This window comes from Micromonospora sp. NPDC048842 (genome assembly GCF_040649935.1).
Classification (GTDB): Bacteria; Actinomycetota; Actinomycetes; order Mycobacteriales; family Micromonosporaceae; genus Micromonospora; species Micromonospora hortensis.
This window is the reverse complement of sequence record NZ_JBEZGK010000013.1, coordinates 20,673-32,898: the sequence shown is the minus strand read 5'-3', so window position 1 is coordinate 32,898 and position 12,226 is coordinate 20,673. Positions and strand designations below refer to the sequence as shown.

The following is a 12,226-nucleotide window of genomic DNA, read 5'->3' as shown; positions in this document are numbered from 1 at the left end:
AGGGTGGGGTGGGCGTGCCTCAGCCGCCCGACGACAACGGGAACCGGTGGAACGACAAATGGCCACGGCGGCTGCGCCTACGCGCGCCGAACCGGTGGCCGAACATGTCCGGTCTCACCCGGAGATGTCGTCGTCACCCGCCATGTCTGGTCTCCCTGGTCGTATCGCTAACCCAGCCCGATGAGTCTAACAACGGATCTCCGCCCCGCCACCGCGTTCCGGTCAGCTCTCCGATCGTGGCACCTCGCGGCCGGTGTCGGGGCGGAGTTACGCCCCGCTCAGCGGGGGCGGTACTCGACCTCGGGGCGGCCGGGGGTGCCGTAGCGGGGCGTGCGGGCGGCCCGGTCGACGGTGACCAGATACTCCAGGTAGCGGCGGGCGGTCACCCGGGAGATGCCGGTCAGCGCGCTCACCTCGGTCGCGGACAGCCCGACCTCTGCGCGGGTGCCGTCGGTGAGTGCGGCGCGTACCCGATCGAGGGTCTGCGCGTCGAGCCCCTTGGGCAGGCTGTGCCCGGCGGTGCCGCGCAGAGTGGCGAACATCTGGTCCACCTCGTGCTGGGCGGCGACCTCGCCGTCGGCGAGCGCCTGGGCGCGGTAGTCGGCGTAGCGCTCCAGCTTGTCGCGGAACGCGGCGAACGTGAACGGCTTGAGCAGGTAGTGGGTCACCCCGAGAGACACCGCGGTACGCACCACCGCCAGGTCCCGCGCGGACGTCACGGCGAGCACGTCGACGTTGCTGCCGGCCGCGCGCAGCGCCCGGCAGACGTCCAGGCCGTGCAGGTCGGGCAGCCGAAAATCAAGGAGTACGAGGTCCACGTCGCCGCCGTCGTTGGCGCGCAGGGCCGCCATCGCCGCCCGCGCGGTGTGCGCCACCCCGACCACCACGAAACCGGGAACCCGTTCGGTGTACGCGCTGTGCGCCTCTGCCAGCAGCGGCTCGTCCTCGACGACCAACACCCGGATGGCGGTCATGACCGCTCGATCCTGCCCCGCAGCCGGACGGTGAACAGGCTGCCGCCGTCGTCGGAGCGACCGACCTCGGCGCTACCGCCGTGCCGGCGTACCACCTGGCCGACCAGCGCCAGGCCGAGGCCCCGGCCGGTGCTCTTCGTGGACCAGCCGCGCCGGAACGCGTCGGCGACCCGCTCCGGCGCCAGACCGGGGCCGCTGTCGGCCACCCGGACCACCAGCTCGTCGTCGGTCGCGCCGACGAAGACCCGCACCCGGCGTGGCGTCGGCGTACCGGCCACCGCCTCCAGGGCGTTGTCGACCAGGTTGCCGACCACTGTGAGCAGGTCACCGGTCGGCAGCGGACTGTCGTCGAGGCGGCAGTCCGGCTCGATGACCAGATCCACTCCGCGCTCGCCGGCCTGTGCGGACTTGCCGAGCAGCAGAGCGGCCAACGCCGGCTCGGTCACCGCGCCGACCACCCGGTCGGTCAGCTGTTGGGCGAGGGCCAGGTCCCGGGTGCCGAGCCGGACGGCCTCGTCGGCGCGGCCCAACTCGACAAGGGTCAGCACCGTGTGCAGCCGGTTGGCCGACTCGTGGGTCTGCGCCTGCAACGCCTCGGTCAACGCGCGCACCGAATCCAGCTCGCTGGCAAGGGTGCGCAGCTCGGTCTGGTCGCGCAGGGTCAGCACGGTGCCGAGCACCGCGCCCTCGAAGCGGGTGGTCCGCTGGTTGGCGACGAGCACCCGGTCACCGGCGACGATCGGCTCGTCGCGGGCGTCGCGCCCGGAGTCGAGCAACTCGGCCGCCGCGGGCGGCAGGTCGATCCCGGCCACCGGCTGGTCGATCACCGGCGCGTCCGCGTCGAGCCCCAACAGCCGGCGGCCCTCGTCGTTCACCAGCGCCACTCGACGATCGGTGGTCAGCACGACGAGACCTTCGCGCACCGAGTGCAGAACGGCGTCGTAGTACTCGTACATCCGGGTCATCTGGGCCGGCCCCAAACCGTGCGTCTGGCGACGGAGCCGGCGGCTGAGCAGCCAGGAGCCCGTCGCGGCGAGCGCCAGAGCCGGCGCGACCACACCGAAGAGCACCGGCAACTGGCCGAGCAGCTTCTTGTCGATCTCGCGGGTGGTGATGCCCACCGAGACCAGACCGACGAGGCGTCGCTGCTCGTCGTACACCGGAACGACAGCGCGCACCGACTCGCCCAGCGTCCCGACGTTGGTGGTGGTGAACGCGCGGCCCGCCAGGGCGGGCCCGATCTCACCGACGAACGGCTCGCCGATCCGGTCCTGGGTCGGGTGCGAGAAACGGGTGCGGTCGGGAGCCATCACCACCACGAAGTCGGTGCCCGTGGCCTGCCGGGTCGATTCGGCGTACGGCTGGAGAACCCTGGCGGGGTCGGCGGTCGTGAGGGCCGCGCGGACGTCGGGGGATCCGGCCACTGTCTGCGCCACCGCGAGCACCTCCTCCTGCGCGGCCTGGCGGGAGTCGCTGCGGGCCAGCCAGACGGCGCCCGCCGCGCCGGCCAGCACGAGCAGCGTCACCACCATCGCCTGGAGGGCGAAGAGTTGCCCCGCGATGCTCCACTGGCGTCGGGCCACCTTCACCACCTCCCTCGCCGCGCCACCGCTTCTGCCATCGCGGTGAACAGAATGACCGCAAGGCTGTCAACGGGTGAGACGCGCTTCACATTGTCGACATGGACACCACCGCATCCGCCACCACCCCGGCACCGGCGGTCCGCCGGGACCGTACCCGTTACCTGTATCTGGCCGTCATCGTGGCCGTGGCCGCCGGCATCGTGGTCGGCCTGGTCGCCCCCGATTTCGGCAAGGAACTCAAGCCGATCGGCACCGGCTTCGTCAACCTGATCAAGATGATGATCAGCCCGGTCATCTTCTGCACCATCGTGCTCGGCGTCGGCTCGGTCCGGCAGGCCGCGAAGGTCGGCAAGGTCGGCGGCCTGGCCCTCGGCTACTTCCTGACCATGTCGACAGTCGCGCTCGCCATCGGCCTGGTCGTCGGCAACCTCATCCACCCCGGCTCGGGCCTGAACCTCGGCCCGGACCTCGTCGGCTCCGGCAAGGCCGCCGCCGGCGACGAGGCCGCCGGAACTGCCGACTTCCTGCTCGGAATCATCCCGACGACGCTGCTCTCCTCGCTCACCGAGGGCAAGGTGCTCCAGACGTTGCTGGTCGCCCTGCTGGTCGGCTTCGCCGTGCAGGCCATGGGCCGGCGGGGTGAGCCGGTGCTCAGCGCCATCACCGTCATCCAGCGGGTCGTCTTCAAGGTCCTCGCCATGATCATGTGGCTGGCGCCGATCGGCGCGTTCGGCGCGATGGCCGCCGTGGTCGGCGCGACCGGCGTGGACGCCCTCAAGAGCCTCGCCCAGATCATGGTGGGCTTCTACGCCACCTGTCTGATCTTCGTGCTGGTGTTCCTGGGCGCGCTGCTGTGGTTCGTGGCCCGGATCTCGATCTTCTCGTTGCTGCGTTACCTGGGCCGGGAGTTCCTGCTGATCCTGTCGACCTCGTCGTCGGAGTCGGCGCTGCCGCGGCTGATCGCCAAGATGGAGCACTTCGGCGTGAGCAAGCCGGTCGTCGGCATCACGGTGCCGACCGGCTACTCGTTCAACCTGGACGGTACGGCGATCTACCTGACCATGGCGTCGCTGTTCATCGCCGACGCGCTGGGCAAGCCGTTGGCCATCGGCGAGCAGATCTCGCTGCTGCTGTTCATGATCATCGCGTCGAAGGGTGCCGCCGGGGTCACCGGCGCCGGGCTGGCCACGCTGGCCGGCGGCCTCCAGTCGCACCGGCCGGACCTCGTCGACGGGGTCGGGCTGATCGTCGGCATCGACAGGTTCATGTCGGAGGCTCGGGCGCTGACCAACTTCGCCGGCAATGCGGTGGCGACAGTACTGGTGGGCACCTGGACCGGTGAGTTCGACCGGGAGCGGGCGACCGCGGTGCTGAGCGGCAACGACCCGTTCGACGAGGCCACCATGGTCGACGAGCACGACGACGACGAGGCGGCGTCCCGCCCCGACGAGAAGGAGGCCACGCCAGCCGGAGCCCCGGCCTGAGTCACGGTGTGCACCGGGGTCGCGGCGGCCGAGTGTCGCAGCGACCCCGGTCCGGCAGCGCAGCGCCGCCGCGCCCCCTCCGGCCGTGATCCACACGGCTTCCTGAAAATCGGGGCATCCAAGGCGCCCGGACACCGCGACGTCCTGCAAATCGAGTAGACCAGTGGGCGGTGGTCGGTGCGTCCAGGCGTCAGCGTCGGCGTGCTCGCCACATCGTGTGTTCCCTGGAGATCGCCGTCTCCGTGTCGTTCACGAACCGCGACAGTTCGGCTTCGGAGCTGATCCGGGTGGCGAGGGACCCGATGGCGGCGAGCTCCTGACTTGCCAGGGCGTAGGCGGTGGCCACCGCACCGTGCTGCCGTGTCTGCGTCCAGGCCGCGCCGGCCGCGACCGCCGCGGCGGCCACTCCGAGCAGGTCGAGGTCGGTCAGCCCGGCGGCCCTCGACACGGCCAGGGTCACCCCGACTATCTCCATCACGAGCATGCTGACCGACCAGCGGGTCGCCCGCGCCCTGTTCGACAGTGATCGATCGGCGTACCAGGCTCGTTGGGCGTCGAGACGGCCGGTCAGGTACGCGGCGCGGCGTTCCTCAAGGGAGGTGGCGCGTAGTGCGCGCATTCCCTCCGTGATCTGCTGCCCGGCCACCGCCGGGGCCGCCAACCCGGCGGCCGACATGTCTCGGGTAAGGCCCAACAGTCGGTTGGTGAATTCCTCGGCGCTGTCCGAGTCGCTTCGCACTCCTCGTGGAAAAGGATCAGCCGCGGTGGTGAATCGCCATGTGAGCGACTTGATGGATTCGGAGAGGGCTCTGCCGACGTACCACCGTTCATTGGGGCGATTGCTGAGGAGGAAGACCTCGACGATCGAGGTGGCGGCGAAGGCGCCCGCCGCGAGCGCCGGGCCCGGGGCGAAATTGTCGAGCTTCCACGTGGCGACTCCCGCGATCGCGGCCACCAGGAGCAGGGACAGCCGCAGCGCGATGAGGGTGGAGTACACGCGTTGGCCGCGCTGCGACTCGTAGGACACGGCGCGCTGAAACGGGGGAAGATCCTCGGCCTTCAGCATGTCGTTGACCTCTCGACAGAACGTCCAGGGCGTTGGCGGGGCTGAGCAGCGTTCCCGGCGAACAGTCGGTACGTAGGCGGTGTAGACAGTAGACCTAGCCGTCCACCCGGACCGCCCGCAACGACGCCCATCCCGTCCGGCGTCGTTCCCTACCGCTGCTCCCCGTTGATCAAGAGGTTTGCGTCACGACACCCCGGGATGGATGACGCACAGCTCTTGATCAACCGTGCTGGGGGGGCTACGGCGTGGTGGTCTTGTCGCAGCGGACGCCGATGCCGAGGTTGACGCGGTCGCTCTGGCCGTTCGACGTCACGATGAGCGGTACGCAGGCGGCCTGGGCGACCCAGGTGCCGCCGACGAAGGCCATCCACTGAGTTTGCCCACCCTCCGGCGCGCAGGCGTGCACGGTGACGGCCGCCGCGGGCGTGCCGGTGCCGCCCCAACCGAGCCGGGCCTTGTCCTGCCAGCCCGACGCCACCCGCAGGTCGACGACCGTGCCGGCGCGGACGACGAGCCCCCACTTGGCGAACAGCCGTGCCGCCGGATCGGCCTCCCCGGAAGCCTCCGCCGACAGCACGGGGGCGTCGGGCACCGCCACGTCTTGGCCCACCAACCGGTAGCCCGCTGGCGGTGCTGGCAGCGTGTCGACCGACGGCGTGCACGGTGGCCCACCGACGCTGGCGCCCGTCGACGGCGCTGCGCGGTTGGTCGGCGGCGTTGCGCGCTGGCGCGGGTCACCTGCCGGCGTGCAGGCGGACAGGACCACCGTCAGGCACAGGAAGCCCCACCAGGCGATCGGTGTGGTCCGGCCGCCCGCCCCGGGCTCCGGGAGAGCCAGGGCTTGCGGAGGCTGGGTCGCACCGGCATAGGCACTCATCCGATATGCATAGCTGGTCGCCGGACCCGGCGCGACCCTGAACAGCAGGGGTCCGCGGCGGATCTGACCACCGCACCCGGGGCGCGAACTCGACGTGGCGGGCCAACTGAGCGCTGACGGCAGGGGCTGAGGTGGTTACGGTCGTGAATGCCGAGGTTCCCGACCGTTCGAGGAGTGATCGCATGCCCCCCTCTCCGTCCCGGCTCTTCGCCGAGATAGCGACGGCCGAACCACCCGCCGAGACCAGAGTCGTCATGCGACGGGCGGTGGTGCTCGGTGGCAGCATGGCCGGGTTGCTGGCGGCCCGGGTGTTGAGCGACCACGCCGAGGAAGTGCTGATCATCGAGCGGGATCCGTCCGATGTCGACGCCGGTCCACGGCCGGGTGTGCCCCAGGGCAGCCAGGTGCACGCGTTGCTGCCCGCCGGTCAGGTCCAGTTGGAGCGCTGGTTCCCCGGCATCGCCGACGAGGCGCTCGCGCTCGGTGCCCCTCCACCACCGCACGACCCGGGCACGGCGAAGGTCTTCGTGAACGGCATGTTGGGTCTGCCGCCCGCGGCGACCGGCACCGGGCCGGCGCTGATCACCACGCGTCCGTTCCTGGAGGCGCTGGTCCGCCGACGCACCCTCGCCGTCGACAACATTCGCATGGTGTACGGCCGGGCGGAGGGTCTGCTCTTCGACGAGCGGCGGGTCAATGGCGCCCGGTACGTGCCCGAGGGTGGCACCGAGCCCGTCGTCGAAGCGGCGGACCTGGTGGTCGACGCGATGGGGCGGTCCAGCCGGTTGAGCGACTGGCTGGCCGAGCACGGGTGGCCGCGCCCGCCGCTGCACCGCATGCCGATCAAGCTGAACTACGCCACGGCGCTCTTCAAGCGCGACGAGTTGGTCAGCGACGCCTGGGTGGCGGTCTTCCACACCATGGCGGGCAAGGGGCGTACCGCCCGGATCGGTGGGATCAACTCGGTCGAGGGGGACCGCTGGATCATGCTGGTGGCCGGTTACGACGGGGACCGGCCCAGCCGCGACGTCGCCGACTTCACAGCCCGTTGCCGGGAGCACTACCCGCAGATGTTCGGTGACATCGCCGAACGCGGGGAGATGCTCGGCGGGGTGGTCACGTACCACCAGGCCGACAGCCGACGCCGCGATTTCCACAAGCTCGAGCGTCTGCCCGCCGGGTTGGTCGCCGCCGGCGACGCGGTCGCGTCCTTCAATCCGGTGTACGGCCAGGGCATGACCTCCGCGACACTGCACGCCTCCTGCCTGTCGAAGTACCTGCGCTCCGGTCCGGAGCCGCACGACGAGCCCGCGCACGGGTACTTCGACCAGGTCCGCGTGGTGGTCGACGCCGCCTGGCAGATCTCCACCACCGCCGACATCGAGCTGCCGCACGTCGACGGGCCGTACCCGCCCGGCTACAAGGTCACCAAGTGGTTCGGGGAGCTGCTCTTCCGGGCGTCGCTGACCGACCCGGTGCTCAACGCCCGGCTGGGGCGGGTCACCACAATGCTCGACCACCCGGCAGCCCTGAGCCGCCCCGGCACCCTGTTCCGGGCCCTCCGGCTCGGCCTGCTCGGCGGCGCCCGGCGGTGATTCGTCGCCAAACCCGCCGCCCACAGCGGGGTGCGGTGGAGAATGGTGGGCCGGGGAGGGGCGCTGCGACGAACCGGGGGAGCGGGAGTGCTCGGAACCAGCCTCCTTGGCCGGCTTCGCCGCCGTGACCCGGGCGACGCCATCCTGCGACGCGCGGCCCGGCTGACGCTCGTCGCGTCAGTCGTCTTCTACGGCTGCCGGTACGGCGCGGGCAGCTCGACGCTCGCCACGTACGGGTTGTTCGGCGCGATCGCCGCCGGGTCGTTCGCGCAGCTACCTGGTCCGGCGCCGCAACGGGCGCGGATCCTCGTGCTGTCGCTGCCGGTGGTGTGGGCGCTGATCGCGGCGGGCTCGCTGCTGGCGTGGAGCACCTGGGCGGCCGCCGGTGGCATGCTGGTCGTCGGGTTCGTGGTGGCGTTCGCCGGGGTCGGCAACCCGCGCCTGGTGGGGTTGGCCAGCGCGTTCCAGCTCTTCTACATCCTGGCGTCGTTCCCGCCGTACCAGCCGGGCACCCTGCCGGAGCGACTCGGCGGGGTGACCCTCGCCGTCGTGCTGCTCGCCGCGGCCGAGGTGTTTCTCTGGCCCGACCCGGTGCCGGTCTCGTACCGGCAGCGCCTGGCCGACGCGGCGGACGGCGTCGCCGCCTTCCTCGACGCCGCCGCCGAGCGGTTGACCGACCCGCACGCCGCTGGGGGTGATCGGGACGGGCGGCGCGAGCGGGCGTACGACGTGGTGGCGGCCATCGAGCTGAACCGCAGCCCTCCGGCGTGGGCGCCCACCGCTGCGGGCGCTCAGGATCGGGCGTTGCGGATCTGCGCTGCCGCGTTACGGGAGGTGCTCGCCGAGGCGAACCGGTTGGCGGCGGACGCCCCGCCGGAGCCGATCCCGGACCTGGCGGCGGCGCGTCTGCTGCGCTCGTGCGCGGACACCACCCGCGCGGCCGGCCGGAGCCTGTCACCGGGTGCCCCGGCGGCGGCCCCGGCCAACGTGGACGTGGCTGTCGGACGAGCCGAGGCGGCGTACCCGGTGGGATCCGATCAGGTCCGCTACGTGCCGGACGTACCCCGGTTGTGCCGGGACGCGACCGCGCTGGCCCTCGCGGACCAGGTGCGGGTCTTCGTCGTCGGTTCCCGGGTGGCCACCGGGGCGCGGCTCGGCGGCGACGACGCCTCCTCGGAGCTGTTCGCGTACGCCCGGCGCAGCCCGTGGATGCTGTACTGGTGGCAGTTTCGCTCCCACCTGGCGCCGCGCTCGGCCCACCTGCACAGCTCGCTGCGGCTGGCAGTGGCGCTCGCCATCGCCCGGGTGGCCGCCGGGGTGTTGCAGCTGACCCACGGCTTCTGGGTGCTGCTGGCCACCCTCACGGTCCTGCGCACGTCGGCCGCCGACACCCGCACGGCGCTGCGGCCGGCAGTGCTGGGCACGATCATCGGTGCGGTCGTCAGCGGCGGGGTGATGCTCGTCGTCGACGAGCCGATCGTGTACGCCATCGTCCTGCCGATCACCCTGCTGCTGGCCTTCGGCGTCGGCCGCATACTCGGTCCGGTGTGGCAGCAGGCGCTGTTCACACTGCTGCTGACAGTCGTCTTCGCCCAGCTCAGCCCGGAGGGGTGGCGGCTCGCCGAGGCCCGCCTCGTCGACGTGCTGCTCGGCGCGGTGATCGGCGTGCTCGCCGGGGTGGCGATCTGGCCGCGCGGTGCGGGCCACGACCTGCGGCACAACGCCACCCGCTACCTGGCGGCCAGCGCGGACGCTGTCGAAGAGACGGTCCAGTCGATGCTCGGCGATGCCCCGCCACCCGCGCGTGCCCTCGCCCGGGTCCGTCGCCGGATGGTCCTGATCGACTCGTCGTACTGCCAGTACCACTCGGAGCGGCACGATCCGCACCGTCAACAGGTGAACTGGGACGCCGTGCTGAGCGCCGGGCACCACGTCGTGCCCGGCGCGGAGTCGCTGCTGCGCCGCAACCCTCCCGGCTGCCTCGCCGGCTGGCCCGGGGCGGCGGCACTGCTGCGGGACTCCGCCGGGCGCCTGCGATCGGCGTACGACGCCCTCGCCGACGAGGTCGCCCACAGCCGGACATCGCACCGGGCGCCGGTCTCGAGCACCTGCGTCGACCAACTGGACCGGATCCGTCCGCTCCTCGGCGAGGCCGACCATCAGTCGGTCCGGCACCTGGTGGAGGTCGACAGGTGGCTCGCAGGCCTCGCCGACAGCCTCGCCCGGATCCCCCTGCCCACTGCCGACGAGTCGATCGGGCGCCGCCGGAAGCGGTGAGGCCGGTGCCGTGCGGCGTCGATGTGACCGATCCGGTGGGCCAACCAGTCAACACCTGTGGGAGCCCACCGGGGGCCACGGGAGGAAACATGGATCAGAACCTGCGGGTGCTCTTCGACCGCGCTGTCGCCGACGAGCCGGAACTACCCCTTGACGACCTGGTCGGTGACGCGGTGGCCGTCGGCACCGGCCTGCGTCGACGCCGACAACGGCTGGTGGCGGCAGGTGCCGCCGCCGTGGTCGCCGTCGCGGCGGTGGGGGTGGTGAACGTGGCGACACCGCCGCAGCGGTCGGCGCCGCCACCGACGGTGCCGGCGGCGTTCGGCATGCTCGTGAACAGGGAGTGCCAGGCCCCCGCTGACGAGACCGCGACCGACGCCGCGGTCTACCTCGCTCCCGAGATCACCGATCAGCAGCGCGGCGTGGTCAAGCACGTGCTGGACGCGGACCCGGCGGTCGCGACCGTGGTGTTTCAGAGCCGCGAAGAAGCGCTGAAGAAGCTCAAGACTGTGTACGCGGACACACCCGAACTCGTCGACCACATCGTGCCCAGCCAACTGCCGGAGTCGTTCCGGATCACGTTCGTGGTGCGGACTCGGTACGCGGAGCTGGCGGAGCGCGTCAAACGCACGCTCGGGGTCGACGAGGTCATCGGCATCGACTGCCCGGCCGGCACCAGCGCGTCGGCGGTCGACTGATGGCGGCTGCCCGCTGGGGCGCGGCTCGACGGCGTGAGCAGACCGCCCGGCAGGTGGAGTTCACCGCCTTCGTCGAGACCGCCGCACCGAGGCTGCGGCGTACCGCCTACCTGATGTGTCGCGACTGGCACCTCGCCCAGGACCTGACCCAGACCACCTTCGCGAAGATGTATGCGAACTGGGGCCGGATCCGGCACACCGCGAACCTCGAGGCGTACAGCCGTCGGGTCCTCATGAACACGGTCTTCGACCAGAACAAGCGGCGCAGCGCCGCTGAGGTCGTGCTCGCCGAGCTGCCGGAGGGGCCGCCGCAACGGCCCGACGACACCACGGAGCTGCACGTCGCCCTGCTCCAGGCGTTGGCCACCCTGCCGATCCGTGACCAGGCCATCGTGGTGCTCCGGCACTGGGAGGATCAGAGCGTGGAGGCGGTCGCCAGCACCCTCGACGTCTCCGTGTCGGTGGTCAAGATGCAGAACGCCCGCGCGTTGACCAGGCTGCGGGCGTTGCTCGGTCAGGACTTCGTCCGCATCTGACAGGCCGCCGATCGCCGATTGGCAGTGCCCGTCGCGCGTCGTTCGGCCTAGCGTCGACGGCATGGAGATCGAGCAGGCGCAGAAGCTGTGGCAGCCGGAGCCTGGCTGGTTGAACACCGCCAGCTACGGGTTGCCGCCGGAGCCGGCGTGGGCGGCGTTGCAGGAGGCTCTCGCGGCCTGGCGGGTTGGTCGGACGTCGTGGGAGGGCTGGGGCGAGTCGGTGCACCGGTCCCGTGCGGCGTTCGCCGACCTGATCGGGGTGCCGGTCGGTGACGTGGCGGTCGGCGCGGCGGTGTCGCAGCTCCTCGCGCCGGTCGCGGCGGCGCTGCCGGCCGGTGCCACTGTGGTGGTCCCCGAGGTCGAGTTCACCTCGAACCTCTTCCCCTGGCTGGTGCAGGAGGAGCGTGGCGTCACGGTCCGCACGGTGCCGTTGGAGTCGCTGGTCGACGCCATCGATGCCGATACCGACCTGGTGGCGTTCAGCCTGGTCCAGTCGGCCGACGGGGCGGTCGCGGCGTACGACGAGATCGTGGCCGCGGCCCGCGCGCACGACGCGCTGGTGGCGGTGGACGCGACCCAGGCGTGCGGCTGGCTGCCGTTCGACGGCAGCCGGGCCGACGTGGTGGCGGTGGGCGGCTACAAGTGGCTGATGAATCCTCGCGGGACCGCGTACGCCTATCTGGCCCCCGGGTTGCGTGAGCGGCTGCGCCCCGACGCGGCGGGCTGGTACGCGGGTCGCGACCCGCACGCCTCCTACTACGGCCCGCCGCTGCGGCTGGCCGACGACGCCCGCCGGTTCGACATCTCACCGGCCTGGTTCAGCTGGGTCGGGGCGACACCCGCCCTGGAGGTGGTCGCCGAGATCGGCGTGTCGGCGATCGGGGCGCACAACGTGGCGCTGGCCAACCGGTTCCTGACCGGGCTGGGCCGGGCGCCGGGGGAGAGCGCCATCGTCAGCGTGGACGTGCCGGACGCGGAGCAGCGCCTGGCGGCGGCCGGCATCCGGGCGGCTGTGCGCGCCGGACGGGTCCGGGCCTCGTTCCACATCTACTCCACCGAGGCCGACGTGGACGCCGCGCTCACGGCGTTGACCGGCTGAACCCGGCGCCGAGTACGGCCGGCCGCGCGGCCGGCCG

Annotated in this window: 10 protein-coding genes; 6 read left to right on the top strand and 4 right to left on the bottom strand. The window is 71.9% G+C overall.

The window, feature by feature from the left end; all coding sequences use genetic code 11:
- Positions 1–278 precede the first annotated feature (278 nt).
- Both AB0C19_RS19515 and AB0C19_RS19510 read right to left on the bottom strand, forming a co-directional pair.
- A complete protein-coding gene (locus tag AB0C19_RS19515) occupies positions 279–974 on the bottom strand; it encodes a response regulator (RefSeq protein WP_357187138.1) in 696 nt (231 codons plus the stop codon).
- A complete protein-coding gene (locus tag AB0C19_RS19510) occupies positions 971–2,557 on the bottom strand; it encodes a sensor histidine kinase (protein WP_357187135.1) in 1,587 nt (528 codons plus the stop codon). Before AB0C19_RS19510 ends, AB0C19_RS19515 begins: the two co-directional genes overlap by 4 nt.
- A 98-nt stretch (positions 2,558–2,655) precedes the next feature.
- Between AB0C19_RS19510 and AB0C19_RS19505 the strand changes: the two genes are divergently transcribed.
- Entirely contained in the window at positions 2,656–4,041 is a 1,386-nt protein-coding gene (locus AB0C19_RS19505) for a cation:dicarboxylase symporter family transporter (protein ID WP_357187132.1), read from the top strand.
- A gap of 190 nt (positions 4,042–4,231) precedes the next feature.
- Here the strand turns inward: AB0C19_RS19505 and AB0C19_RS19500 are convergent, their stop codons facing one another.
- Entirely contained in the window at positions 4,232–5,107 is an 876-nt protein-coding gene (locus tag AB0C19_RS19500; protein ID WP_357187130.1) for a DUF4231 domain-containing protein, read from the bottom strand.
- 238 nt (positions 5,108–5,345) lie between these two features.
- On the bottom strand, positions 5,346–5,984 hold the full coding sequence (locus AB0C19_RS19495) for a hypothetical protein (protein WP_357187127.1): 639 nt from the start codon (positions 5,982–5,984) through the stop codon (positions 5,346–5,348).
- Positions 5,985–6,166: 182 nt separating this feature from the next.
- Between AB0C19_RS19495 and AB0C19_RS19490 the strand changes: the two genes are divergently transcribed.
- The 5 genes from AB0C19_RS19490 (at position 6,167) to AB0C19_RS19470 (ending at position 12,189) form a co-directional block, all read left to right on the top strand.
- Positions 6,167–7,579, top strand: coding sequence for an FAD-dependent oxidoreductase (locus AB0C19_RS19490; RefSeq protein WP_357187124.1), 1,413 nt, complete (start codon positions 6,167–6,169; stop codon positions 7,577–7,579).
- An 87-nt stretch (positions 7,580–7,666) separates the two neighbouring features.
- Positions 7,667–9,856, top strand: coding sequence for an FUSC family protein (locus AB0C19_RS19485; RefSeq protein ID WP_357187121.1), 2,190 nt, complete (start codon positions 7,667–7,669; stop codon positions 9,854–9,856).
- Between the two features lie 89 nt (positions 9,857–9,945).
- Positions 9,946–10,554: a permease-like cell division protein FtsX gene (locus AB0C19_RS19480; protein ID WP_357187119.1), complete on the top strand. Its 609-nt coding sequence runs from the start codon at positions 9,946–9,948 to the stop codon at positions 10,552–10,554.
- The gene (locus tag AB0C19_RS19475; protein WP_357187116.1) at positions 10,554–11,090 is read left to right on the top strand and encodes a SigE family RNA polymerase sigma factor; all 537 of its coding nucleotides are present in this window, start codon (positions 10,554–10,556) and stop codon (positions 11,088–11,090) included. Before AB0C19_RS19480 ends, AB0C19_RS19475 begins: the two co-directional genes overlap by 1 nt.
- Positions 11,091–11,151: 61 nt before the next feature.
- On the top strand, positions 11,152–12,189 hold the full coding sequence (locus AB0C19_RS19470) for an aminotransferase class V-fold PLP-dependent enzyme (protein ID WP_266303022.1): 1,038 nt from the start codon (positions 11,152–11,154) through the stop codon (positions 12,187–12,189).
- The last annotated feature ends 37 nt before the right edge of the window (positions 12,190–12,226 follow it).

Excerpts from the sequence above, each read along its gene's own strand:
- AB0C19_RS19515 (WP_357187138.1), bottom strand. The coding sequence starts at position 974 with ATGACCGCCATCCGGGTGTTGGTCGTCGAGGACGAGCCGCTGCTGGCA.
- AB0C19_RS19505 (WP_357187132.1), top strand. The coding sequence starts at position 2,656 with ATGGACACCACCGCATCCGCCACCACCCCGGCACCGGCGGTCCGCCGG.
- AB0C19_RS19500 (WP_357187130.1), bottom strand. The coding sequence starts at position 5,107 with ATGCTGAAGGCCGAGGATCTTCCCCCGTTTCAGCGCGCCGTGTCCTAC.
- AB0C19_RS19495 (WP_357187127.1), bottom strand. The coding sequence starts at position 5,984 with ATGAGTGCCTATGCCGGTGCGACCCAGCCTCCGCAAGCCCTGGCTCTC.
- AB0C19_RS19490 (WP_357187124.1), top strand. The coding sequence starts at position 6,167 with ATGCCCCCCTCTCCGTCCCGGCTCTTCGCCGAGATAGCGACGGCCGAA.
- AB0C19_RS19480 (WP_357187119.1), top strand. The coding sequence starts at position 9,946 with ATGGATCAGAACCTGCGGGTGCTCTTCGACCGCGCTGTCGCCGACGAG.
- AB0C19_RS19475 (WP_357187116.1), top strand. The coding sequence starts at position 10,554 with ATGGCGGCTGCCCGCTGGGGCGCGGCTCGACGGCGTGAGCAGACCGCC.
- AB0C19_RS19470 (WP_266303022.1), top strand. The coding sequence starts at position 11,152 with ATGGAGATCGAGCAGGCGCAGAAGCTGTGGCAGCCGGAGCCTGGCTGG.